The organism is Clostridium pacaense (assembly GCF_020709765.2).
Lineage (GTDB): Bacteria > Bacillota > Clostridia > Lachnospirales > Lachnospiraceae > Enterocloster > Enterocloster hominis.
Genome location: NZ_JAJFEB020000012.1, coordinates 22,964 through 48,539, shown reverse-complemented (window position 1 = coordinate 48,539; position 25,576 = coordinate 22,964). Strand labels below are relative to the sequence as shown.

The 25,576-nt window shown below is 51.9% G+C and carries 26 protein-coding genes; 3 read left to right on the top strand and 23 right to left on the bottom strand.

All coding sequences use genetic code 11. From position 1 onward, the window contains the following. Positions 1-71: 71 nt before the first annotated feature. Positions 72-1,340 (top strand): FAD-dependent oxidoreductase, encoded by a 1,269-nt coding sequence (locus LK536_RS48160; protein WP_227796432.1) that lies wholly within the window; start codon positions 72-74, stop codon positions 1,338-1,340. 58 nt (positions 1,341-1,398) lie between these two features. Here LK536_RS48160 and LK536_RS48155 read toward each other — a convergent pair whose 3' ends face one another. From LK536_RS48155 to LK536_RS48120, 8 genes are all read right to left on the bottom strand, one after another. After that, on the bottom strand, positions 1,399-1,872 hold the full coding sequence (locus LK536_RS48155) for a cupin domain-containing protein (protein WP_506092190.1): 474 nt from the start codon (positions 1,870-1,872) through the stop codon (positions 1,399-1,401). Then, positions 1,859-3,895 (bottom strand): BglG family transcription antiterminator, encoded by a 2,037-nt coding sequence (locus tag LK536_RS48150; protein ID WP_227796433.1) that lies wholly within the window; start codon positions 3,893-3,895, stop codon positions 1,859-1,861. The genes LK536_RS48155 and LK536_RS48150 overlap by 14 nt, the downstream gene beginning before the upstream one ends. Before the next feature lie 141 nt (positions 3,896-4,036). Beyond that, on the bottom strand, positions 4,037-4,345 hold the full coding sequence (locus LK536_RS48145; RefSeq protein WP_008722775.1) for a PTS fructose-like transporter subunit IIB: 309 nt from the start codon (positions 4,343-4,345) through the stop codon (positions 4,037-4,039). Between the two features lie 83 nt (positions 4,346-4,428). Beyond that, positions 4,429-5,490, bottom strand: a complete 1,062-nt coding sequence (locus LK536_RS48140; protein ID WP_227796434.1) for a PTS fructose transporter subunit EIIC — start codon at positions 5,488-5,490, stop codon at positions 4,429-4,431. Between the two features lie 4 nt (positions 5,491-5,494). Then, positions 5,495-5,944 (bottom strand): PTS sugar transporter subunit IIA, encoded by a 450-nt coding sequence (locus tag LK536_RS48135; protein ID WP_008722768.1) that lies wholly within the window; start codon positions 5,942-5,944, stop codon positions 5,495-5,497. 303 nt (positions 5,945-6,247) lie between these two features. Further along, complete coding sequence (gene galT, locus LK536_RS48130; protein ID WP_227796435.1) at positions 6,248-7,768, bottom strand: UDP-glucose--hexose-1-phosphate uridylyltransferase; 1,521 nt, start codon at positions 7,766-7,768, stop codon at positions 6,248-6,250. An 82-nt stretch (positions 7,769-7,850) separates the two neighbouring features. After that, positions 7,851-8,396: a Gx transporter family protein gene (locus LK536_RS48125; protein ID WP_331472209.1), complete on the bottom strand. Its 546-nt coding sequence runs from the start codon at positions 8,394-8,396 to the stop codon at positions 7,851-7,853. Between the two features lie 138 nt (positions 8,397-8,534). Then, positions 8,535-9,839, bottom strand: a complete 1,305-nt coding sequence (locus tag LK536_RS48120; RefSeq protein ID WP_227796436.1) for a tetratricopeptide repeat protein — start codon at positions 9,837-9,839, stop codon at positions 8,535-8,537. 238 nt (positions 9,840-10,077) lie between these two features. On the opposite strand from LK536_RS48120, the gene LK536_RS48115 reads away from it, so the two are divergent. Together LK536_RS48115 and LK536_RS48110 are read left to right on the top strand one after the other, a co-directional pair. Next, positions 10,078-10,584 carry a hypothetical protein gene (locus tag LK536_RS48115; RefSeq protein WP_025482657.1) on the top strand — a complete coding sequence of 169 codons (507 nt, stop codon included), beginning with the start codon at positions 10,078-10,080 and terminating at the stop codon, positions 10,582-10,584. Continuing rightward, complete coding sequence (locus tag LK536_RS48110; protein ID WP_025482659.1) at positions 10,581-10,931, top strand: NusG domain II-containing protein; 351 nt, start codon at positions 10,581-10,583, stop codon at positions 10,929-10,931. Before LK536_RS48115 ends, LK536_RS48110 begins: the two co-directional genes overlap by 4 nt. A gap of 44 nt (positions 10,932-10,975) precedes the next feature. Here the strand turns inward: LK536_RS48110 and dhaM are convergent, their stop codons facing one another. From dhaM to lepA, 15 genes are all read right to left on the bottom strand, one after another. Beyond that, positions 10,976-11,356: a dihydroxyacetone kinase phosphoryl donor subunit DhaM gene (gene dhaM, locus LK536_RS48105; RefSeq protein WP_008722747.1), complete on the bottom strand. Its 381-nt coding sequence runs from the start codon at positions 11,354-11,356 to the stop codon at positions 10,976-10,978. Positions 11,357-11,425: 69 nt separating this feature from the next. After that, on the bottom strand, positions 11,426-12,049 hold the full coding sequence (gene dhaL / locus LK536_RS48100; RefSeq protein ID WP_227796437.1) for a dihydroxyacetone kinase subunit DhaL: 624 nt from the start codon (positions 12,047-12,049) through the stop codon (positions 11,426-11,428). Positions 12,050-12,139: 90 nt separating this feature from the next. Then, positions 12,140-13,126 (bottom strand): dihydroxyacetone kinase subunit DhaK, encoded by a 987-nt coding sequence (dhaK, locus tag LK536_RS48095; protein ID WP_025482662.1) that lies wholly within the window; start codon positions 13,124-13,126, stop codon positions 12,140-12,142. Positions 13,127-13,266: 140 nt separating this feature from the next. Beyond that, a complete protein-coding gene (locus LK536_RS48090; RefSeq protein ID WP_008722745.1) occupies positions 13,267-13,461 on the bottom strand; it encodes a hypothetical protein in 195 nt (64 codons plus the stop codon). Positions 13,462-13,656: 195 nt separating this feature from the next. Beyond that, a complete protein-coding gene (locus tag LK536_RS48085) occupies positions 13,657-14,013 on the bottom strand; it encodes a DUF1667 domain-containing protein (protein WP_008722744.1) in 357 nt (118 codons plus the stop codon). Between the two features lie 3 nt (positions 14,014-14,016). Further along, positions 14,017-15,282 carry an NAD(P)/FAD-dependent oxidoreductase gene (locus LK536_RS48080; RefSeq protein ID WP_227796438.1) on the bottom strand — a complete coding sequence of 422 codons (1,266 nt, stop codon included), beginning with the start codon at positions 15,280-15,282 and terminating at the stop codon, positions 14,017-14,019. Positions 15,283-15,297: 15 nt separating this feature from the next. After that, on the bottom strand, positions 15,298-16,737 hold the full coding sequence (locus tag LK536_RS48075; protein ID WP_120056701.1) for an NAD(P)/FAD-dependent oxidoreductase: 1,440 nt from the start codon (positions 16,735-16,737) through the stop codon (positions 15,298-15,300). A gap of 114 nt (positions 16,738-16,851) precedes the next feature. Next, on the bottom strand, positions 16,852-17,565 hold the full coding sequence (locus tag LK536_RS48070; protein ID WP_008722738.1) for an MIP/aquaporin family protein: 714 nt from the start codon (positions 17,563-17,565) through the stop codon (positions 16,852-16,854). Positions 17,566-17,616: 51 nt separating this feature from the next. Beyond that, positions 17,617-19,113 (bottom strand): glycerol kinase GlpK, encoded by a 1,497-nt coding sequence (gene glpK / locus LK536_RS48065; RefSeq protein ID WP_008722736.1) that lies wholly within the window; start codon positions 19,111-19,113, stop codon positions 17,617-17,619. A 179-nt stretch (positions 19,114-19,292) separates the two neighbouring features. Continuing rightward, complete coding sequence (locus tag LK536_RS48060; RefSeq protein ID WP_025482666.1) at positions 19,293-19,862, bottom strand: glycerol-3-phosphate responsive antiterminator; 570 nt, start codon at positions 19,860-19,862, stop codon at positions 19,293-19,295. A 246-nt stretch (positions 19,863-20,108) separates the two neighbouring features. Further along, on the bottom strand, positions 20,109-20,774 hold the full coding sequence (locus LK536_RS48055; protein ID WP_227796439.1) for a thioredoxin family protein: 666 nt from the start codon (positions 20,772-20,774) through the stop codon (positions 20,109-20,111). A gap of 4 nt (positions 20,775-20,778) precedes the next feature. After that, positions 20,779-21,345, bottom strand: coding sequence for an alkyl hydroperoxide reductase subunit C (gene ahpC, locus LK536_RS48050; protein WP_227796440.1), 567 nt, complete (start codon positions 21,343-21,345; stop codon positions 20,779-20,781). A gap of 128 nt (positions 21,346-21,473) precedes the next feature. Next, entirely contained in the window at positions 21,474-22,217 is a 744-nt protein-coding gene (locus LK536_RS48045; RefSeq protein WP_040381548.1) for a DNA alkylation repair protein, read from the bottom strand. Positions 22,218-22,291: 74 nt separating this feature from the next. Further along, on the bottom strand, positions 22,292-23,533 hold the full coding sequence (gene hemW, locus LK536_RS48040) for a radical SAM family heme chaperone HemW (protein ID WP_227796441.1): 1,242 nt from the start codon (positions 23,531-23,533) through the stop codon (positions 22,292-22,294). Between the two features lie 90 nt (positions 23,534-23,623). Then, positions 23,624-25,438, bottom strand: a complete 1,815-nt coding sequence (lepA, locus tag LK536_RS48035) for a translation elongation factor 4 (RefSeq protein ID WP_008722721.1) — start codon at positions 25,436-25,438, stop codon at positions 23,624-23,626. Positions 25,439-25,576 lie beyond the last annotated feature (138 nt).

The window sequence follows — 25,576 nt, the reverse complement described above, 5'->3', positions numbered from 1 at the left end:
TTGTTCATTTTGCAGGTCTATATCCCTGCGGATACATAATATAATCTTACTATACAGGAGGAGGCGTGATTATGAAAATAGTAATTGTAGGAGGCGGATGGGCCGGCTGTGCGGCCAGTGCCCAGGCAGCCAAAAACGGTGCCAGCGTAACCCTGTTGGAGCGCACGGACTCCCTGCTTGGAACAGGCCTGGTAGGCGGCATCATACGCAACAACGGCCGGTTCACGGCCACGGAGGAGATGGCTGCCATGGGCGGGGACGATATGTTCCGGGCCATTGACACATGCCTGCGCCACAAATGCATTTCCTTTCCGGGCCATCAGCACGCCGACCTGTATGATATAATAAAAACGCCCGTGGCAGTAGAACAGCGGCTGCTTCAGCTGGGCGTTTCCATACACAGGCAATCCAGGGTGGCCAGCGCAGACTTATCCAAGGACAATACCACAATCCTGTCCGTCCGTGACGACAGTGGCAACTGTTATGAGGCCGACGGGTTCATCGACGCCACGGGAACCGCCGGGCCTATGAACAACTGCAGGCAATATGGAAACGGATGCGCCATGTGCGTGCTGCGCTGCCCCAGCTTCGGCGGGCGCATCAGCCTTTGCGGCCTTACCGGGCTTACCGAACTTAAGGCGGAAGCCCATGACGGCTCATATGGGGCCATGAGCGGGTCCTGCAAGCTGTTCAAGGAATCCCTGTCCCCCGAAATCATAAAAGCCCTGGATGAAAATGGAGTGGCCGTCATCCCCCTTCCCCGGGAACTTAGGGAAAACCATCTTTCCATCAAGGCCTGCCAGCAATATGCCCTGGATGAATTTGCCGAAAATATCATCCTGCTGGACACCGGACACGCCAAAATGATGACTCCCTATTACCCTCTGGAAAAGCTTCATCAGATTCCGGGATTTGAATGCGCCCGTTATGAAGACCCGTATGCAGGCGGGAAAGGCAACTCCATGCGCTATCTTGCCATGTGCAGGCGGAGCAACAGCCTGAAGGTGGACCAGCGGGCCAACCTGTTCTGTGCCGGTGAAAAGGCGGGGCTTCTGGTGGGCCACACAGAAGCCATTGTCACTGGCGTCCTGGCCGGGCATAACATGGTGCAGTTCCTCTCCGGCCGTCCCCTCCTTGAATTCCCCCGGGAACTGGCCGTGGGCGAGGCCATTGCATGGGTTAGGGAACAAATGGAAACGCCGGAAGGCCTGAGGGAAAAATATACATTTTCCGGCTCCTGCCTGTTCCGGCGCATGAACGACCTGGGGCTATATTCCATTGATAAAGGGTATATCCATAAAAAGGTGGAGGACCTGGGGCTGGCCGGTATTTTCGCCTGAATCACCAGTGCAGCATGGTTCTGTATAGCAGGATTTTTTCTCCACCCTTTTCACGGATTTACACAAAATCCTGGCGCATGGGGTTAAAGATATCCAGGAGGATACCCGCCTCAAGGCATACACAGCCATGTTCCACCCCATCCAGCTTCAGCATGGTGTCGCCGGCCTTTACAATCTTTTTCTCACCTTCAATATCAAACTCAAATTCACCGCTTACAACGTATGTGATCTGGGTGTGGGGATGATGGTGAAGGCTGCCCACCGCGCCTTTCTCAAATGTATTCTCCACACACATCAGATCCTTGCTGTAAGCCAGGACCCTTCTCACAACTCCCGGTCCAGCCTGGACTGCTTCTGCATTTTCATGAAATACCCATCTCTCATCTAACATATCCATGTACTCCTTTTCCATGATTTCATCTTCAAAGTCCAGTTCATTATAACACAGGATTTTTTGTCTGTACAGACTGGCCCTGTGCGCAAACCCCTCCTCCCCATCCTCCCTATCCTCCCCACAGTCAAAGGACCTCAAACTCGCAGTTAAGCACGCACTGGTACGCCTCCTCCTTCGTCCTGCACCGGACTAAATCGTGGATCAGGGAGGTTGTCTTCACCATGCGCATCAGGGTCACCACTGCCGGTATATGTTCCCTGGAGTCGCGGCTGGCCAGGCAGAATATGACATTGGCCTTCTTATCCCCGAATCCCACTGGTTTTCCTGTTACCAGAAGGCTTAAGCTGGTCTTCCTGATTCCCTCTGCGCCTTTTCCGTGAAGCAGTGCAAAGGACCCGTCGGAAACAGCATAAAAGCCCTGTTCTTCTATGAACCCTATCATGTTGGATACATAGGACTCCTCAATGAATCCCCGCCTAAGCAGAGGCCCTGCGCTCAAGCGCACCGCCTCCCTCCAGTCCGCGGCCTCTTCTGCCAGTTCAATGCAGTCATACTTCAGGAAGCTGCTGAAATTCCTGGGGTTATGGAACACCTGGGCGGTCTGGTAACCCAGTTCCTTCTTCACCACATCCATCACCCTGGCCCGCGTTGCCTCATCCAGGAACCCAAGCTTTTCCTCAATGGAATAATAGCTTGAAAGGATTGCCTTCCTGGAGATTCCAAGCCCCTCTATGGCAGCCCTGTCCTCCTGCTGCAGGATGGGGCTCACTGTTATGCACGGCTTTGGCAGGCTGTTATTCACCTTAATGGTGGACAAAACATAATCAATGGCAGCCCAGTCAGGGTAGGAGGACAGCTTATAGATAGGAAGGGTGTCCATGATGTGGATCTGGTATTCGCTGAGCAGCGCCTCCTTTAACATGGTAGTGGTGCCGTAACCGTGCCCGCACACCAGAAGCACCTTCTTGTAGGGCGCTGTCTTCATCCTCCGGATGCTGGCCATGAAGCAGATGGTCAGATACACCAGCTCATCCGCATTGCCCAGCTGGTCAAGGGTCTCCACCTCGCTGCAGGCCTGGGTCACCACATTGTAAAGCTGCTGCTCCTTCGGACCCAGAAGGGAAACCACGTTATCCTTGATGCTTACATGATTATTAATCCTCTGGATCAGGGGAATCATGTGGTTTAGCAGCCCTTCCACCAGGGAACTGTCCTTGTCAAAGGGCATGTTCAGCCGTTTTGACATGGAGGAAATCAGGGAAAATGTCACTGCCTGGGCGTGGACCGGGTCCACCTCCCCCTTTCCTCCTGCAATCTTATTGGTGAAATCAAACATTTTCGCCATCATGGCAATATAATCCCCTGATACCGGCCTGCCTATGATTACCTCCAGGTCCTTCCCAAACCTGCCGTAAACCTCCCTGTCATAGCCGGGCATCACCGAGATATCCAGGGGATAGACCTTGTCATGCAGTACATACCATATAAGCACCACCACATTGGACATGTACCACAGGTAGGAACTGCTGGTCAGGGTGCAGCCCAGATCCTCCAGTAATCCGTCCACCGCCATGACCACATTGGGAATGGAAATGCCCTCAAACGCCTTATGTATGATATGGATACAGTAAAATTCATAGGAATTGTATTCCGTAAAAGGATTAATCAGGTACTCAATGTATTTCCTGAACTCCTGGTTCATCAGGGTGGTCCGCTTAAGCTTTGGGCCGGAAAGGTAAAAATGTCCGGAATACCCGATACCCATCCCATCCTTCTTAAGTTCCTCATCCAGGGCCGCCATATCATTCTTCACCGTTGTCCTGGACACCCTGAACTGCTGGCTCAGCTGGTTTATCTTAAGGTCCTCGCTGCGTATCATCAGGATCAGCAGCAGGATGGACATGCGTTCCCGGCTGGTATATACCACCTCATTGCCGTCCTCCAGTCCCTTTAAGTCCAGGTTCCCGGGATACACCAGTACGCCCTTGGAGTGTTTTTCAATCTCCGGCAGGTGTTCCAGGGACAGGATATCGTTAATCCGGTCCACATCATACCGCACGCTCCGCTCCGATACCCCCAAATCCCTGGCCGCCGCCTTATAGGTGGATTCCCCCTGTTCCTTAAGATAGCGGATGATATTAAGCATTCTCCCATTAAACATAATCTTCTTCTCCTGTACGGCGCCTGCCTGTTCCTTTACCGGACGCCCTGACTGCCATGCCCCATATGGATACACGGACAAGAGGAGCGCTCCCCGCTCCCCTCATCCTTTACTTTATCTTATACACTCCCCTGACAAACCCTACTGAAAGGTATCCTGGATTTTCTTCATGACAGCGTCAGACTTCTTAATCAGGTCTGAAACCCCCATTTTCAGGACCTTCTTTCCCTTGAACCGGTCCAGTCCCTCCAGGGCCACATCATTGACAATGACCACACATGCAGCCTCGTCGATGTCCTTCTGCTTTAACTGGTTCTCAACACCGGCCCCGCCCTGTGTCTCAATGATTACTTCCATCCCCAGCTTCTCGCCGGATAATTTAAGCGCTTCTGCCGCCATGTATGTATGTGCCACGCCTGATGGGCAAGATGTAATTCCTACTACTTTCATTTTATCGTCCTCCATGTCAATCCTGTTTTATTTTCATCACTATTTATTTTCATCATTATTTACTTTTACCACATTTATCTTCTTTAAAATTCATCAAATGTTATCTCATCCAGATTCACGGTATCTTCCTTTTCAACCGTTACATCCACATAATCCTTCTTTAATAAGTTTACCATAACCGCTGTCACAAATCCACCTGCCAGGACAGAAATCAGATACCAGATTTTCCCCTCCACAACCGGAAGCACGATGATTCCGCCCCATGGCGCATGGTTCAGGACCCCTGTCAGGAATGGAATGATATTACCTGCCACGGCACCCACGATCAGGGACGGGATGACCCTTAAGGGGTCATTGGCCGCAAATGGGATGGCTCCCTCGGTAATACCCACACAGCCCATAAGGATGGCTGCCTTGCCAGCTTCCTTTTCCTCAACATTGTACTTTTTAGGAGCCAGAAGCGTTGCGATTCCCATGCCGATAGGGGGTGTACAGATGGCGACGCCAACGCCGCCCATCAGGTATGGAAGCGTATCAACCTGGGTCTGTGCAAACAGTGTTGCCACCTTATTGATGGGGCCGCCCATGTCAAATGCAGTCATGGCTCCCAGGATGGAGGCCAGCGGTACCTTACCCACATCGCCCAGCCCGGACAGCCAGGCCGTAAGACCGTTCATAAGGGCTGCAATCGGCCCTCCGATGCCCCATACAATGATACCTCCGGTAACCAGTGTCCCCACCAGCGGATAGATGAAGATGGAACCCAGTGTCTTAAGCGCGATAGGAAGCTTAATCCGTTTTAACTCCTTGACCACAACGCCGGCTATCAGGCCGGCGGCCATGCCGCCCAGGAATCCGGCGCCCATTTCCCTTGCCAGATAAGCCCCGATCATACCAGGCGCAAGGCCGGGCTTGTCGGCGATTGAATATGCAATATATCCGCCCAGCACAGGGATGAAAAGTGTCAGTCCGCCCAAACCGATCTGTGCCAGTCCTGCCAGCCAGCCTGTCTCCGGTGTTGCCGCCCCTTCCGGGTTCAGCATGACTGCCAGTGAAAACAGGATACCGCCTGCCACGATAAAGGGAATCATATGTGATGTGCCTGTCAATATATGTTTCTTTAATATCCTTAACTGCTCTTTCATCTTCCTACCCCTCCAGAACTTCACTTAATATGTTGTATACCTGTTCCCTGTCACTCTTCCTTAGGGAATCCCTGAACTCCTCATGCATCAGCTTCCTGGACAGGTTGGCCAGGATCTTCATGTGGGTGTCCCCTGCCTCGCACAAAGGAACCGCTATCAGGATGACCAGGTCAACCGTATCCCCTGACTCCTCATTCCACACCACCGGTCCCCTGGTCCTACCAAAGCACACGCTGGCCTCCAGCACATGGTCTGTCTTGCCATGAGGAAGTCCCATATCAAAGCCCACAAAGGTTGCCGCAATGGCCTCCCTTGCCAGCACGTCCTGGAAAAACTCCTCTGCGTCCGTTATCCTGCCAGCCCTGTGCAGCTCCCCTGCCAGGGTGCGGATAATGTCCTTCTTGTCCCCTTCCATATCAAATACAATACAATTCTTATTAATTAATTGACTCATCCCTTTATAACCTCCTTCCGGCCATGCCGGATATTGAAACCTCTGATTCTTAAGCGCTTAAGAAGTATGTCTTGTCCTTACAGGCTTTATCATAAATCAATTATGGAAGATTGAACAGATAGAAGATTTGCAAAAACTTTTTACAAAAAGTTGGAGGGGGTGAAATGTAAAAACAGAAGGCGGATCCAACATATCCATATCCGCCTTCTGTTCCTGTAACATATCTTTATCTTTTCTGTATCCTATCTTTATCTTTTCTGTATCCTATCTATTCCTGTGTCTTATCTGTTCCTGTATCTTATCTTAGCATTCCGAAAATCCAACACTCCTTAAGAATCTTCCAAATGCCTCACGTCCCGCTTCATCACACTTATATACACCTGCGTCCTCCAGAACCCTGGCGAACACATATCCCACTTCCTCCTGAAGGATGGACTCCACATTATCCGCAGTAACGGCAATGCCCTTTTCCTTATATTGGGGAAGGAAACCATCCACCCAGTCCGCATGTTTCTCCAGTGTTTCATTGCTGCGGATGTCCCTTCCTTCTATTATATAGGTTCCCAGTTCAGCCAGCTCCGTCTTAAGCCTGGACGGCAGCACCGCCAGACCCATGACCTCAATCAGGCCGATATTCTCCTTCTTAATATGGTGCAGTTCCTGATGGGGATGGTACACGCCCAGAGGGAATTCCTCTGTGGTGATATTGTTGCGCAGTACCAGGTCCAGCTCATACATATCCCCCACCTTACGCGCAATGGGCGTTATGGTATTATGAGGTTCACCCTCTGTCTCTGCAAATACGAATGCAGCTTCATCCGTATACCCACGCCATGCATTAAGGACCACGTCCCCCAGCTCAATCAGGTGGCCTGCATCCTCTGCCCTCAGTCTCAGCACGGACATGGGCCAGAACACGATTCCAGCCTCCACGTCCTCAAATCCTTTATATGTAAAATGCTTCTCCATGGCAGCCTTAGCCATGGCAAAGGTATAATGTCCCCCCTGGAAATGGTCATGGCTCAAAATAGAACCGCCCACAATGGGAAGGTCTGCATTGGATCCCAGGAAATAGTGGGGGAACTGCTTAATGAAGTCAAACAGCTTCCTGAAGGCGGCCTTATCTATCTTCATGGGAATATGCTGGCCGTTAAACACGATACAGTGTTCATTGTAATATACATACGGAGAATACTGGAATCCCCACTGGCTGTCATTAATCGTAACCGGGATGATCCTGTGGTTATTCCTGGCCGGATGGTTGGCGCGGCCCGCATAGCCCACATTTTCCATACAGAGCTGGCACTTGGGATACCCGCTCTGCTTGGCAAGCTTGGCAGCCGCAATTGCCTTAGGGTCTTTCTCCGGCTTGGACAGGTTAACCGTGATATCCAGCGTGCCGTACCGGGTATCGGTGGTCCACTTCATATCCTTGACAATCCGGTAGCGGCGTATATAATCCGAATCCTGGCTCAGCTTATAATACCAGTCCGTGGCTTTTTCCGGGGAAACCTTATAAAGCTCCCAAAATTCCCGCTCCACCTCGCTTGGCCTCGGCATCAGGCAGTTCATCAGCTTTGTATCAAATAAATCCCTGTATACGACGCTGTCATCCTTCAAAACCCCGGTTTCATGGGCATGGTCCATAAGAACCTTTAAGATTTCCTCCAGGCCGCCCTCAAATCCTTCCCCTTCCGGCTCCTGGTACTCATCCATCCCCATTACATCCAGGATCTGGTTCCTGGCATAAATAGCATCCACCTCAGTGATAAGGCCTGTGTTAAGGCCATACTGTACAAGTCCTTTGATTGCTTTATAAACCATATCAGCACCCTCCATTTTCTCATTACTATTAATTATATCCTGCCCCTGCTGTCAAGACAATGGCAATTTCTTAGGAAATATATCAAATTTCTCGGAAAACCCGGCTGATCCGCTGTACCACCATCCCGCCTAACAGCCCAATCATGGCTCCGGCCACGGTTCCGGCCCCAAGAAGCACGGGAAGATACGCAAATACCCCAAAGGTATGGACCACATAAGCGGCCATCATAAACTGCCCGATATTGTGGGCCACCCCGCCCAGTATACTGACCCCCACCATGCCGAACAGACGGAACTTCTTACACACACCCATGACAGTCAGACTTAAGCCTGCGCCCGCCAGGCTAAAAAGGATGGCTGATGCAGGGCCGAATGTAAAACCCGAGAAAAAGATACGGACCAGATTAACGGCAATCGCAGCCCTTACCCCCATACAATAAAGGGCAATCATGGTAACCAGATTAGCCAGTCCCAGCTTCACCCCCGGCGCGCCCAGATAAACCGGTATCAGGGACTCCACATATCCTAACACAACAGCCAGGGCAGTCAGAAGCCCGAACAGGGCTATCTTCCTGGTTGACATATGCTGTCTGCCTGCTTTCTTCTTATTATTGTTGATTACAACCATATGACACCTCTGCCTGTCCGGCCCTACAGTGCATTGCCGGATGATTTTGGAACACATCCTTTGAATCACATTTTTATGACACGTCTTTTAAACACATCCCAGTATATCATATATTCCCGGATGTATCCAAAGGATTTATCAGGAAGCCCCCTCTTCCATCTGCTGCCAATACCAGGACTCAAACCCATCATCCGTGCCGTCCCCTGTGGATTCCTGATAAAAGCCCTTAAGCTGTTCCTTAAACTCCCCAAGCCTTTCCTTATCCTCCAAATGGGGCGATGCCAGTTCCTCCCTAATCCGGCAGGCCGATAAAGAATAACGGATGGCGCTGTCCAGATCATTTTTAATTTCGGCGTAAGCAGACGCAAGGTAATGCTGCACCGATGACTCCGCAGCCTCATAACCGCCGTCCTTATTAATCAGTGTCAACGCTTCCTGATACAGTGAAAATGCCTCTTCCCCCTTCCCGGTATCCTGATACAGCATGCCAAGATTAAACCATATCACGCCCATCGTATAGTTATCCGCGCTTCCTGTCTGTGAAGCTTTCCTATAATATGATTCCGCAGATGCATAATCATCCAGCTTCTCATAGCTCCTTGCAATCCTTATATATATCCAGACCGGGTCAGACTGGTGCTTTTCATAAATCTCCAGCGCCTGCCGGTAGGATTCCAGTGCCTTGTCATGTTCCTCATTCTTTTTATAGGAGTCCCCAAGGCCAATCAAAAACTCAGCCGCATCCTCTGAATCATTTCCACTGACCTTCTTAATGGCCTTCAGGCCCTTCCTGTAATAATCAACTGATTCCTCACATTTTCCCGCTTCCCTGAGAACCCTCCCTATGGCAAAATAATCCCACGCCAGATCCTCTGTATTGGAGGTACGCTGGTCCACATCCGCGGATTCATCCAGATACTTAACCGCCTGTCCATACTCCCCAAGATTATAGTAGATAACCCCCAGGCGGTAATACAGGGGTCCGTTCTCCGGCTGAAACCGTCCGCCCCTGGCATAGATGTCATCCACCACCTGCTGATAGTATTCCGCCGCTTTTTCAAACTCCCCGTCATTATAATACTGCTCCCCCAACCCGACCTGCGCGGATTGCCCGGGGCCAAACACGAACCGGTACGTAACCCGCCTGCCGCAGGCCGGTCCCTGATACATAAAATACAGGATACAGAACAGAATCAGGCACTTGGTAATCGTCGGCCCCTTCTTGTAGCCCTTTCCCTGGCCCCCATCCAAAACCATCTCCTGCATCCCCCCGGAATCCCTTTTGTCATCTTCCTGTATCTCCCCGCAATCCCTTCCATCATCTTCCTGCATCCCCCCGCAATCCCTTCTATCATCTTCCTGCATCCCCCCGGAATCCCCTTTATCATTTTCCTGCATCCCCCCGCAATCCCTTCTATCCTCAATCCTCTCCCGCTCATCCATACACCTTTCCCCCTCCCGGCCCGGTTCCTTCCCTCAGTCCCGCCTATAAGGATTATACCATGGATTTCCATATAATGTATGTTTTCAATGCCCGTAATATCAATCCGCTCCCAATCCATCCTGGTTTAAACTTACAGCGGAATTTGATTGTATAACCGTTCTAATTGTGATAAAATAAACAATGTGCCGGGATACCTTTCAGACGGCACATTACTACTAAATTCCGAGGAGTGATACAATGAGCAGAAAAACAATGACTTCCAGCACAAGAAGCGCCATCGGCATTGCTGTCATGGCAGTGATGTCCATTGCCGTCATAGCAGTCTCGAACCCTTTGTACCACGCATTAAAAGGGCCTGTCACCACCAACCAGCCTGAGGTTCCCCTGGCTGACGGCACCTATACCTATGAAGCGCCGGAGCCTGATTCCAACGGATACAGGGATTCAACCAGCATCACCGTGGCAAACGGGATTATCGTATCCTGCGTATGGGATTCCTTTGACGCCGAAGGCAACGGCAAGCAGAAGCTGAGCATGGACGGGCACTACGTCATGACGGAAAACGGCCCCACCTGGAAAGCCCAGGCAGACGCAGTGGGCAGATACGTCATTGAACACCAGAAGGTGAACGGACTTGCCAACCAGGATGGTTATGCCACCGATGCAGTCTCTACCGTCAGCATCAATGTCTATCCATTTATCAACGGAGTGGAGGAATGCCTGAAACAGGCAGCTGAACAATGAAAGTTTTAGGAAAACGCGATATGATACTGGCCGCAGCTATCCTTCTGATTGCCGCGGCCGTATTTGGATTTAACTATGTCTCACACAGGGCGCCTGCCGCCACAGCCCAGATCAGCGTGGACGGCAAGGTGGTAAGGACCCTGGATTTAAGTAAGGATACAGAACTCACTGTCACCGGCGCAGGCGGGGGCACCAACCATCTCATTGTAAAAGACGGGGAAATCTGGTGCAGCGAAGCCAGCTGCCCTGACAAGGTCTGCGTGCACCAGGGTAAGAAGCACCTGAGCAGCGATACCATTGTATGCCTTCCCAACAAGATGATTGTAACCATCACGGGGAAGGAATAGGGTGTGCCAATGCGTAAGCCCGGCCCCCATATAGCATGCCTGTCTCAGAACTTCCTGGATGTCCCCACTCCTGCCAGGGCTTTCTTGATTGACTCAAAGTCCATTCCACCCACAGAGTCAATGGTTGCAACTACCGCCCCTTCCACCAGGGGACAGTCCACCATCTCCACCTTTTTACCTTCAAATGTCTCTATGACCATCTCCGTGGTCATTACCGCACTTCCCATATCCATCAGCACCAGTACGCCGTCATCTGAATACACGGACTCAATGGCTGCCTGTATCTTCTCAAAGCTGGTCCCAAATCCTCCGTCATCCATGCCGCCCGCTGCCGCTATCCTTGCGCTGGGCGCCATGATGGCTGTCAGTTCAACCACGCTCTTAGCCAGATTCCCGCTATGGGAAACAATCACAAATCCTACCATACCTTATCCTTGCTCCTCTCCATTTTCCTATGATATTCCAAACACGTTCCAGCCGCCTTATAATCCCAGTCACATAAGTCCGGCCACAACCTCCAGCATATAGGAATAGGAAGTTGCCCCCGGATCCTGATGGCCCAGGCCGCGCTCGCCCACATAGCTGGCGCGCCCCTTGGTGGCCACCAGGTCCTTGGTGTGCTCAGCCCCTGCCCATGCCGCCTGAACACCTGCATCCAGGGCTTCTTTTATGGTCTTCCCCTCTGCCACGGCTTCCTCCATGGCCTTCAGCGACGGAACCATGGCGTCCAGCATGGTGGCTTCCTCCACCGTTGCCTTGCCCCTCTGCTCCACTGCCTCCACCGCGGTCTTCATCATGGACAGGAAATCATCCATATCCATCTCTTCCTTCCCCGCCATGGCCATCCCCGCCTTCATATACGCAGAGCCGTACAACGGCCCCGAGGCGCCGCCCACCGTGGATACAAGAGTCATGCCGACGGTCTTTAAAATGGTCCCGATATCCTTGCCTTCCAGACCTGGAAGCTTGCCTTCCACCGCCCCGAACCCTCTTGCCATGTTAATGCCATGGTCGCTGTCCCCGATTGGCTGGTCCAATTCCGTCAGATACTCTTTCTTTTCCTCCATTTTAAGGCCGATTGCCCTGATGATTTCCAATACTTTCTTACTGTCTGCCATGGTGACCACCTTTCTGAGATTTCCTCACATCATAATCATTATAAAAACCCCGCCCGTTACAGGCGGGGAAATAATCCGTTCACCCGGTCCCTATCTTAAGGCCGGAGTATCTGCCGGGGCGTCCAGCAGCCTCTTCAGCTCCTCATCCAGACGGAGCAGGGAAATGGAGAAGCCCTGCATCTCAATGGATGTCATGTACTCTCCCACCATTGTCTTGTAAACCTTGATTCCCTTTTCAGCCAGCACATCCGATACATGGTTATTGATGATGAACAGCTCCATAAGAGGCGTTGCGCCTGCGCCATTGATCATGACAGCAACCTCAGAACCATTATAATCAATATCCCCCAGGATCTGCTCCAGCAGCATATCCGTTATCTCATCCGCTGTCTTCATGGATTCCCTGTGGGTTCCCGGCTCCCCGTGGATGCCGATTCCCACTTCCATCTCATCATCCGACAGTTCAAATCCCGGCTTTCCCGCTGCGGGAACCGTACACGCCTGGGTGGCAGCGCCCATGGTCCTCACATTATCAATGACCTTCTGGGCAACGGCCTGCACCTCGTCCAGGGTTCCCCCTTCCTCTGCCAGGGCGCCCGCGATTTTATGTACGAAAATGGTTCCGGCCACGCCTCTGCGCCCCACGGTATAAAGACTGTCCTTGACCGCCACATCATCGTTGGTCACCACATGCTTAACCGTGATTCCCTCCATCTCGGCCATCTCAGCAGCCATCTCAAAGTTCATCACGTCACCGGTATAGTTCTTCACAACCATCAGCACGCCTGCGTCCGTTGCAACCGCCTTGATGCCCTCATAAATCTGGTCCGGGGTCGGGGAGGTAAACACGGCTCCTGCAACTGCCGCATCCAACATCCCGGTTCCCACGAACCCGCCGTGCGCAGGCTCGTGTCCGCTGCCGCCGCCGCTGATCAGGGCAACCTTGCCCTCCTTCTTATGCGCGCGCACCACGACGTTGCCGCAGTCCAGCTTCCTCAGATACTGCGGATAAGCCTTGACCATGCCCTTAATCATCTGTTCCTCTACCAGCGCTACATCGTTGATAAATTTCTTCATATTGCGAACCCCCTTATATTATTATGATACAGTTCCATGACAGCCTGCAGGGTCCCTCTCCATAAGGACCCTATGCAGCCCCTTATATTACCGCACAAAGCAGGGACTCCCTCCGGGAGTCTCTGCTTTGCCTTCCCCGCTTACTCGCCCAGGCAGTTCATGTCGTTAAGGCCGCAGGTCTTGTCCTCTTCATCCGCCACACAGTTCATGTCATTGAGGCCGCAGGTCTTATCCTCTTCATCTGCCACGCAGTTCATATCATTAAGACCGCAGGTTTTATCCTCTTCTTCCGTCATTCCGTTCATGTTGTTGATGTCCAGCTGCTTTTTCTCCATGTAAAGTCCTCCTTTACCTGAGGCCGCTTTCACACGGCCCGTCTGTTAGTTACCGCCCTGCTTCATGAACCACAGGAAGCCGGCCGCTGTTTTACGGACGCTGAAAGCTTCATTCCTGTTGCTTAGAGCCTCCCTTTGGGCAGCTGCCGACTGTCTGTTTCTTGCCACGATGGTGCTCAATCGCGGACATTCCACTTACGCATTCCTGGTTGCTACAATGTCTACCCCCGTATCAGCCACATTGGCAACAATCACATCGCCAATGTGCACAGGCGCCTTTACGGTCACGCCTTTTAAGGCCTTGACACACTGGAAGATCTTTCCTTTGGGTATACTGTCCTTTGTCTTGACGGAAACCCTTCCCACCTTGCCGCCTTCCACCATGACGGTGGATGTGACAATCCTGGTGGGATTGGTGACCTCGTTCCTGGCATATACCTCCCCCCGCTTACAGGTCTGGCCTGTAATGCTGAGGATTTCCCCATCCTCCAGTTGAACGGTCAGAGGACACCCCATTGGACAACCGATACAGATAAGTTCTCTCTTTTCCATGGTTTATGCCTCCTCTACCTTTATTGTAATGGTCTTAAGTTCCGGATGCAATAGTAATTTATCTTTTTCCAGCTTTATCTCCTCCATCTCACCGGGAGCCATAACCGGACGTTTCCTGTGCATCACCCGTTCATCATTAAAGTAAACCCCGATGTAACAGTTCTTATAAACATTGCCCACACGGAACCGGACAATCTGGGTATCCTCCATACGCTCCGGATTAACGGTACACGGAACCGTATAGCGGACGCCGTCCACTGTATTCAGGACGATTTCCTGTCCGCCTCCGGCCCGTTCCCCGTCCTTCACATATTTGGCCGCGTTCTTTCCGGCTGCCGCCGCTTCCTCGGACACAAAGTCCACCAGGTCATGTACGTGGAGCACATTGCCGCAGGCAAATACGCCTTCGATGTTGGTTTCCAGGCTTTCATTGACCACCGGTCCGGATGTGACGCGGTTCATCTCCACGCCCATGGAGCCGGACAGCTCATTTTCAGGAATCAGTCCCACGGACAGAAGCAGGGTATCACATGTATAATCCTCCTCTGTTCCGGGAATGGGTTTCCCCTTTTCATCCACAGCCGCAAGGGTAATTCCCGTAAGCCGTTCCTTGCCCCGGATGTCCACCACGGTATGGCTCAGCTTCAGGGGGATGTCGTAGTCATTGAGGCACTGCACGATGTTACGCTTCAGGCCGCCGGAATACGGCATCAGTTCAGCCACCACCTTGACCTTGGCGCCTTCCAGGGTCATACGCCTTGCCATGATCAGCCCGATGTCGCCGGATCCCAGGATCACCACTTCACGCCCGGGCATGAAGCCTTCCATGTTCACCAGCCTCTGGGCCGTGCCGGCGGAGAAGATACCGGCCGGACGGTAACCCGGAATGTTCAGCGCGCCCCTGGAGCGCTCCCTGCATCCCATTGCCAGGATTACGGCTTTGGCCTGGATTTCAAACAGGCCCTCCTCCCGGTTCATGGCTGTCACCACTTTATCATGGCTGATATCCATGACCATGGTGTTTAATTTGTACTCAATGTTCCGTTCAAATACCTGCTCCTCATAGCGGGCCGCATATTCCGGCCCTGTAAGCTCCTCCTTAAACGTGTGGAGACCGAAACCATTGTGGATGCACTGGTTTAAGATTCCTCCCAGTTCCCTGTCGCGTTCCAGTATCAGGATGCTTTCTATCCCGTTATCCCTGGCCGCCACAGCTGCAGCAAGACCCGCAGGACCGCCGCCGATTATGACGATATCATATTCTTTCATCTTAAGCGCTCCTTTCTATATTCTGTCCTTGTTGGTTCCCACTACAAGTTTCGATTCCCCGCCTGACTTGGTAATCTCCGTCATGGGAAGTCCCAGTTCCCGGTGAAGCAGTTCCATGGACCTTGGCGTACAGAACCCGGCCTGGCAGCGTCCCATCCCTGCCCTGGTCCTGCGCTTGATGCCGTCCAGGGAACGGGCGCCAAGAGGCCTGTGGATCGCGTCCAGGATTTCCCCTTCCGTCACCATCTCACACCTGCAGATGATGTTGCCGTAAGCCGGCTTTTCCTTAATCAGCTCCGCCCGTTCTTCCTTTGTAAGGGTGTCCGGGTCCAGGATGCCTTTTCTGGTTCCCACAAAATCAGGATTGGGCTCCAGCCCCATCTTGTCTTTCAGTATCCCTGCCACCATCCTGCCGATGGCCGGGCAGCTGGTAAGACCAGGGGACTCGATACCGGCGCAGTCCACGAATCCGGGCGCGTCTTCCAGTTCCTCAATGATGAATTCATGATGGTCCTCATGGGCCCTTAAGCCTGCGAATGAGGTAATCACCTGCCTCATGGGCAGGTTCTTCACATTCATCCCCGCCTTGTCAATCAGTTCGTCCAGGCCTTCCCTTGTGGTTGCCGTGGCTTCCTTATCTTCAATATCTATGGCTGTAGGCCCTACTATCAGGTTGCCGTGGACCGTAGGAGATACCAGTACGCCCTTCCCATACTTTCCAGGCAGTGCAAAGATGGTACGGCTGACATGGTTTCCCGCGCTCTTATCCAGCAGACAGTAATCGCCCCGCCTTGGGGTGATGTGAATCTTTGTTTGGCTGACCATGTTGTGGAATGTGTCAGCATGGACGCCGGATGCATTTACCACATATCTGGTTTCATACACGCCCTGGTTTGTCTTTAAGGCCCAGCCTCCTTCAATCTTTTCAATATCTAGGACTTCCGTGTTGAATTTGAAGTCAATGCCGTTTGTATATGCATTCTCAGCCAATGCAATGTTTAAGTTAAATGGACATACAATTCCTGCGGTCGGTGCATAGAGGACTCCCGCCACCTCATCGGTCAGGTTAGGCTCCATTTCCCTGATTCTGGCCTTATCCGTGATGACTTCCATGTCCTTCACCCCGTTTGCCACGCCTCTCTCGTAAAGTGCCTGAAGGTCGGGCAGCTGTTCCTCGTCCAGGCATACCACAAAGGATCCGCACTGTTTAAAGGGGAAATCCAGTTCCCTCGCAAGGCCGGGCATCATCTGGTTGCCCTCCACATTCAGCTTAGCCATCAGGGAGCCTTCTGCCGCGTCATATCCGGCATGGACAATTGCGCTGTTGGCCTTGGAAGTCCCGCAGCACACATCCTCTTCCCTTTCCAGGACACAGGCATTTACCTTATATCTGGACAGCTCCCTTGCAGATGCAGAGCCTGCGACTCCGGCTCCGATTATTATTACGTCATACATTTTCCTCGTTCCCTTCCTTCGACTGCCTCATAAAAAGCGGAGCAAACAAGGTATGTTTCCATACCCATTTGCTCCGCTCCACTCTCACGCAATCAATATGTAATTATATAAAACTTATGCCCACGGAATTGCCTGGTACAGTAATGCTGCAACCACTGCTCCCACAACCGGCCCGATGATGACAACAGGAGCATAACCCCAGTTGGAATCGCCTTTGCCCTTAATCGGAAGCACTGCATGTGCAATACGTGGTCCAAGGTCACGTGCCGGGTTGATGGCATAACCTGTCAGTCCGCCAAGGGACATACCGATGGATACGATGATTCCGAATACCAGCAGTTTGTCAACGCCAGCAGGAATACCTGCTACCTGGCCAATACCCTTTATAGCAAATACAAGTACGAACGTACCGATTGCTTCACTTAAGATGTTGCGTCCCATATTCGGAACAGATGGTCCGGTAGAGAAAACACCCAGCTTGGTTGCAGCTGACTCAGTTGCGTCAAACTGATCCTTGAACAGCAGGTAAACCAGTACCGCGCCCACAAATGCGCCTGCAAACTGCGCCACGATGTATCCTGGGACCAGTCCCCATGCCAGGCTGCCGTCCACTGCCAGGGCAATGGTCAGGGCCGGGTTGAAATGCGCGCCGGACGCAGCGCCGAAGATGAACGCGGGAACCATGACCGCAAGGCCCCATGCAAAGGTAATCTGGATGGAACCAGCGCCCTTCATACCGGATTTGTTCAGCGTAACGTTAGCTACAACGCCATCACCTAAAAGTATCAGTATCATTGTTCCTAAAAACTCCGCAATATATGGCAACATATAGAAACCCCCTTGTCTAATTTGTCGTCAACAGTTCCATACCCCGTACGATTAATCTTCTTTTGCCCATCCATAGGAACATTTTACTGCCTTGTTCCAGCCTGTGACCATCTCTGTCCTCTTGTCTTCAGAGATTTCAGGTGTAAATGTCCGGTCAATTGCCCAGTTCTTAAGCACCTCTTCCTTATTGGCCCAATATCCCACTGCCAGGCCTGCCAGGTATGCGGCGCCCATTGCCGTTGTCTCCACGCACATGGGACGGTTGACAGGAGCGTTGATGATGTCAGCCTGGGTCTGCATCAGATAATTGTTGGCGCTTGCGCCGCCGTCCACCTTAAGCGCTGCCAGCTCAATGCCGGAATCAGCCTTCATGGCCTGCAGTACGTCGTTCACCTGGTAGCAGAGTGAATCCAGGGTTGCGCGGATGATATGGTACTTATTCACGCCGCGGGTAATGCCTACAATGGTGCCTCTTGCATACTGATCCCAGTGGGGTGCTCCCAGTCCTGTAAATGCAGGAACCACGTAGCAGCCATTGGTATCCTTGACCTTCTTGGCCATGTACTCGGAATCCGGCGAGGAATCAATAATCCTCATCTCATCGCGGAGCCACTGGATGGCCGCGCCTGCAACGAAGATGGATCCTTCCAGCGCATAGTTGACCTTGCCGTCAAGTCCCCATGCAATGGTGGTAACCAGGCCGTTGCTGGAGAACACCGGTTTCTCGCCTGTATTCATCAGCATGAAGCAGCCGGTTCCATATGTATTCTTTGCCTCGCCTGCATTGAAACAGGTCTGGCCGAACAATGCGGACTGCTGGTCGCCTGCCGCGCCGCCAATGGGGATTTCCCCACCAAAGAAGGAGGAATCGGAATTGCCGTAAACACAGCTGGACGGTTTTGCTTCCGGAAGCATGCACTTTGGTATGTTCAGTTCCGTCAGGATCTCGTCATCCCACTCCAGGGTATTGATGTTGAACAGCATGGTACGTGATGCATTGGAATAATCCGTCACATGGACCCTGCCCTTGGTCAGCTTCCAGATCAGCCATGTCTCCACGGTACCGAACAGCAGCTCGCCCTTTTCCGCGCGTTCCCGCACGCCTTCTACGTTATCCAGAATCCATTTTAATTTGGTTCCTGAGAAATATGCGTCAATTACAAGTCCTGTCTTGGCACGGAAGGTATCAACCAGGCCCTTATCCTTTAAACTGTCACAGTACTCAGATGTCCTGCGGCACTGCCATACGATTGCATGGTATACAGGCTCTCCTGTCTCTTTATCCCATACAATGGTGGTCTCACGCTGGTTGGTGATACCGATGGCAGCAATGTCCTCTGCCGTCGCCCCAATCTTCGACATGGCCTCTACTGCTACGCCCAGCTGTGTGGACCAGATTTCATTGGCATCGTGCTCTACCCAGCCCGGCTTCGGGAAATACTGTGTGAATTCTTTCTGGGCAACGCTGCACATCTCACCTTTCTCGTTAAAAAGGATACACCTGTTGCTTGTTGTTCCTGAATCCAGTGCCATTACATACTTTGCCATAAAAACCCTCCTTTTCTTTCCACGATATTTCCTATCGCGGAAGTTCCTAACTTGTTGTGATACACTCCATTTCCTTCCATGGTGCTTTCATCCATGGACCTGCTTATGTATCATTTATACTAAAACCGTCTTCCATTCCCCGTGGAATCCAGTTCAGTTCCGTATTGATTCCCTTTGTGTCACATGAGCCATACTTTTGGGTTGGTTGTTGAAACGGATATGGCCCCGGCTGACAATGCAGCCATCACATCTTCCTTGTCTGATATAAGCCCCCCTGCAATGACCGGTACACGGACCAGTCTGCACACCCTGCGGATTACCTTAGGCATAAGCCCCGGCAGGATTTCTATGATGTCAGGTCTGGCCACGGCCATCTGATGTTCAATGTTCTCAAATGCCATGGAATCCAGCACGAATACCCTGAGTGTCGTGTAAAGGGACAGCTCCCTGCCCCGCTTAATCAATCCGGGTTTGGTGGAAATGATGCCGTCCGCCAATGTATTGTTCTTTATGAAGTCAACCGCTACTTCCTTACCGCTGAGTCCTGTTATCAGGTCAACATGTACCATTGCCACTTTGTCTGCCTGCTTAATCTGGCTGACGATTGTCCCGATGTTGCAGATGTCTCCGAAAAGAATGAATACCACCTTGATCTCTTCCCTGGCACAGCAGGCATTCAGTCCATCCATGTCCTTGACAGCCGCTATGACCGGGTTTGATTCAATCAGGTCATAAAATTTCTGGTCCATTGGAATCCCCCTCCTTCTCAAACAAAAACAAAAAAGAGCATAGCGTTAAACCAACATTTCTGTCGTTCTACTATGCTCTCATCATCTCAGCACCATTATTTGTCTAAATCCAATATAGCATAATGCACATAGATTTGCAACACATTATATTTATTTCTTAAAATTATTACAGTTTTTTCTCAATAAATACCGCATTTTTTGTGCAGAATTAATGAATTTTTTGCTTTATTTTCCATTTTTTAGTTATTATTTTAACAAAGTGACGATTTCCTCAATTTCCTTGCTCCCCATGTGGATTTCGCTGTCATTGAAGATCATCATGGGTATCCTCTTGATATCGTACTTTGCCACCAGGTCCTCATAAAGCGCCGCGTCAATCATCTCAGCTTCAATATTGGGATTGAGGATGGCGATGCGCTGGCAGGCAGACACCACGACCGGACAGTGATGGCAGGCCAGGGAAACGCAGATCTTGATGTTGGTCTTTTTATCCAGCTTGTCAATCTTCTTCCTCAGTCCCCGGGACATCTCCTGACCGGGGCCTGCAAGGTTATAAATTGCCAGCACGAAGGAATTAATCTCCTTGCCGCCCGGCACACCGTGAAACGATGCCCGGCCATACCGGCCGTCCCTGTAAAGCCCGGTGACGGGAAGCCACTGTGTATTAAGTTCAGGCACCTGTCCGGCCTCCTCGGGCTCGTAAAGTTCCAGCTCCAGCTTATCGCTTAAGGCTGAAACCGCCTTTAAGAACGCCGCCTGCTCACAGTCCTTTTCCCTTGAAAGGTCCACCACCGCCTTTATGGCCACCCGGCCTTCCATTTTACCGAAAATGCCGGAAAGCTGTGTCTTCAGCCCCTCGTCAATCAGGCTGCTTTCTTCCGGAATCCTTGTAAGATCAATCGTAACAGTCACCTCCTTACAGCATTCCAACCAAATCCAGGCTGGGAGTCAGTGTCTCTTCACCCGGTTTCCACCTGGCAGGACACACCTGGTCACCGTGCTCTTCCACGAACTGGGCTGCCTGGACCTTGCGCAGCAGCTCCTGCGCGTTCCTGCCAATGCCCATATCATGGATTTCGTACACTTTAATCTTTCCTTCCGGGTTCACCACAAAAGTCCCCCTTAAGGCCTGGCCCTCTTCCTCCACCAGCACGCCGAAGTTTCTTGCAAGCACGCCTGCCGGGTCGCCTAACATGGGATACCGGATCTTCTTGATGGTGTCCGAAGCATCCACCCATGCTTTATGGACAAAATGTGTGTCCTCTGAGACAGAATAAATCTCACAGCCAGCCTCCTTGAAATCATCATAGAAGTCAGCCAGGTCCCCAAGCTCCGTGGGACATACAAAGGTGAAATCCGCAGGATAGAAAAAGAACACGGACCAATGGCCCAGCGTGTCTTCCCTGGTAATTTCCCTGAACCTGCCCTGGTCATATGCCTGTACCGTAAAATCATCCACTGCCTTGTTAATCAGATTCCCCATACATACGCTCCTTTCTGTATTGATTGCCAACGTTTTCAGAATTAATTCGATTGTAGCACAGGTAATCTGATATCACAACTATTTTTCCGGTCAAGCCGGTCTCAACAGGCGCTTCATGGACCTGATGGTCAAGCCGGTCTCAGCGGACGCTTCATGGACCTGATGACTGTCTTCGTCTCCTGGTCCACCCGGAAGGATTCCGTAATCTTCTGCAGCGCTTTGTTGTAGGTCCAGTCATCCAGATGATTCTGTTCCAGATAAGGCATTACCGCCTCAGGAAGCTTGATGAAGTAGATGGACAAGGCCCAGGCCACGGCCATTTTCACATAATATCCCTCATGCCTGACTGCGTCCATGCGCTCCAGCGCTTCTTTTACATGGTCTTCATCCACGAAGTGGGACAACATCATGACAACGCCGAACCGTATCCCGTACTCCTGTCCTGACTCCAGATAGGGCTGGATGAATTCCCATGCCTCCTGTCTGTATCTGCCTGCCATTTTCAGGGAGCCGCAGAAAATATCGCATACGGCCCAGTTGTTGATGGCAGGTATGAATCCGGTGATATAAGGCGCCGCGTCCTCCCACTTTTTAAATCCCCTGCATATACAGAGTCCCCAGAGGATCAGTTCATCGTAATAAACCCCATCGTCCCCCTGTCCATCCGCCTTCCAGGCGGCCTGGACCTGGCTTATGTATCCCTTCCAGTCCCCTTTAAGCAGTTCCTTTGACAATGCCCGCAGGACCGGAGTGCGCACTCCCAGGATTCCCGCGGTTCCGGGCAGGAGCCTGCTGTGGAACTCCCTGTATTCCGGGTCCGCTTCCGCCCTCAGCCGATCCCTCATGTGTTCACGTATGGTCATGTCCGGCATGATCCGTCCTCTCCTCCCAATATATTTTGATGCCCCCGTATTCATGACTGTGTTTCAAATACCTGTATTACAAATCACGACAGCAGGAATTCACTCAGCACATAATTGCTCACATCCATCCCCCACTCGGTCAGGGAAATCCAGACCCCGTTTTTCTCCAGAAGCCCGTCGGATATCAGACGTTCCATGACAGGACCGAACACGGTCTCCAGTTTGATGCCGAACATGGAAACAAAATCAATCCCGGATACCCCTTTTGTAAGACGCAGGCCCAGGAACATGAACTCCTCCATCCTGGCCTCCCTGGACAGTTCCTGCAGGGGGCCGTGAAGCTGTTCAAGGACCTCCTCCGGCGCCTGGTTAAAATCCAGACCCAGATACATATCCAGGTCACTGGTATTGCTGAACCTGCATCCGCCCAGATAGGAGGATGCGCCCAGTCCCAGCCCCAGATAGGGTACCTCTGTCCAGTAGCCGATGTTATGCCGGCACTCATGACCGGGCTTTGCATAGTTGGATATCTCGTAACGCCCATATCCCTGTTCCGTGAGGAAGGTCCTGGTCAGGTGATAAATCCTGTTTTCCGTGTCTTCATCCGGAAGCGGCGGAAAAGACGGGCCGTCAGCGGCCATAGGATGTTCCTTACCATCCTGGCCGGCTGACCGCCAGCCGCCAGCCGCCCCCTGTCCATAATGGTCCCAGAAAGGAGTCCCCTCCTCGATGATAAGGCTGTAGGCAGATATATGCTCCGGTTTCAGCATGGCAACCTTTTTCAGCGTATTCTTAAAAGACTCCAGGGTCTGCCCCGGAATACTGCTCATCAAATCCACATTGATATTAGAAAATCCAACCATCCTGGCACATTGGAAGCTTTTCAGGAATTCCTCAAAGGTGTGTATCCTTCCCAGGTCCCTCAGCTCCCGGTTATCCGTGGACTGAAGGCCGATGCTCAGACGGTTGATTCCTGCCTCACGGTAGATATGGAGTTTGTTGTATAGCAGGGTTCCCGGGTTCACCTCTATGGTAATCTCCGCATCCTCCGCCACGTCAAAATGATATTTAAGCGCGCGCATGATATCCGCTATCAGACATGGTTCCATGACAGAAGGAGTGCCTCCCCCTATGAATATGGTTGTCACCTGGTATTCACGGCAAAAGGCACCCTGCGCTTCTATCTCCCGTATCAGCTGTGCGGTATACGCCTCATGGACCGATGCCAGCGCCCTAAAGGACAGGAAATCACAGTAAAGGCATTTCCTGGCGCAAAAGGGTATATGGACATACAGCTCCATGGGCTTTTTATTTTTGCTTGTCATAATGTGGTCATCTCATCCGTTCTGTATGAAGGGTTAGCACCCTGTATGAAATCGTCATGGCATCCGATACGCCTGTTATTCATGGGATGATTATTCCTCATCCAGCTTCAACACGCTCATGAATGCCTTCTGTGGTATCTCTACATTGCCAATCTGGCGCATACGTTTCTTGCCTTCCTTCTGCTTTTCCAGAAGCTTCCTCTTACGGCTGATATCACCGCCGTAACACTTGGCAAGCACATCCTTGCGCACGGCTTTCACCGTCTCACGGGCAATGATCTTGCCGCCGATGGCAGCCTGGATGGGAATCTCGAACAGGTGTCTGGGGATTTCCTCCTTAAGCCGTTCACACATCCTCCTGCCCCGCTCATAAGCAGAATCCGCATGGACGATGAAGGAAAGGGCGTCCACCTCCTCCCGGTTGACCAGGATGTCCAGCTTCACCAGGCTGGAACGCTCGTAGCCCTTTAACTCGTAATCAAAGGACGCGTATCCTCTGGAGCGGGACTTGAGGGCGTCAAAGAAATCATAAATGATTTCATTCAGGGGCAGTTCGTATTTTAACAGTGCCCTGGTTGTCTCAATGTATTCCATGCCAAGGTAATTGCCACGGCGCTCCTGGCAGAGCGTCATGATTGGTCCTACAAATTCAGTTGTCACCATGATTTCAGCGCTGACAATAGGCTCCTCCATATATTCAATCTCCGTTGGATCCGGAAGGTTGGAAGGGTTGGTCAGTTCAATCATCTCTCCCGTGGTCTTATATACACGGTACACAACTCCAGGGGCGGTGGTGACAAGGTCCAGGTTATATTCACGCTCCAGGCGCTCTTCGATTATCTCCAGATGAAGCAGGCCCAGGAAACCGCAGCGGAAGCCAAAGCCCAGGGCAAGGGAGGTCTCCGGTTCATAGAACAGGGAGGCATCATTGAGCTGGAGCTTTTCCAGCGCGTCCCTCAGGTCGTTGTACTTGGCGCCGTCAGCAGGATAAAGGCCGCAGTACACCATGGGGGTTACCTTCTTATAGCCGGGCAAAGGGGCGGCGCAGGGGTTGTCCCGCCCTGTCACTGTGTCTCCGACCCGGGTATCCCTTACATTCTTAATGCTGGCTGTGATATATCCTACCATGCCGGCGCTCAGCTCTTCACACGGTATGAACTGTCCGGCGCCAAAATATCCCACTTCCACCACGTCTTCTTCTGCCCCGGTTGCCATCATCCGGATAGGGGTGCCCTTTTTCACCGTGCCCTCCATGATACGGCAGAAAATGATGACCCCTTTATAGGAATCATAGGTAGAGTCGAAAATCAGGGCCTGAAGCGGCGCCTGTGGGTCCCCTTCGGGGGCCGGTATCTTGTGGACAATGGCTTCCAGCACATCCTCAATGTTGACCCCTGTCTTGGCGGATATATGGGGCGCGTCGCTGGCATCCAGGCCAATCACATCCTCAATCTCCGCAGCCACCCTCTCAGGCTCCGCGCTTGGCAGGTCAATCTTATTAATGACAGGGAACACGTCCAGGTCATGGTCCAGGGCCAGATACACATTGGCCAGTGTCTGGGCCTCTATGCCCTGGGATGCGTCCACCACCAGCACCGCGCCGTCACAGGCCGCAAGGCTGCGGGATACCTCATAGTTAAAGTCTACATGTCCCGGGGTGTCGATAAGGTTGAAAATGTATTCATTCCCATCCTTTGCCTTATATACGGTGCGGACAGCCTGGGATTTGATGGTGATTCCACGCTCCCGCTCCAAATCCATATTGTCCAGTACCTGCTCCTGCATCTCCCTGCTGGTCAGCAGGCCGGTCTTCTCAATGATACGGTCAGCCAGGGTGGACTTGCCGTGGTCGATATGTGCTATGATACAAAAATTTCTGATTTTACTTTGGTCAACGTGGGCCATATTGGTTCCTTTCTCACATTCAGGTTTCTTACAGTCTATTAGCCAGCATTGCGGGGAAGGCCCCGCGCACTGGTTTCGCTTAGTAGAATATACCATTTTTTGCTTCTGAGTGCAACTTTTTGTTTTGATTATGCCTCT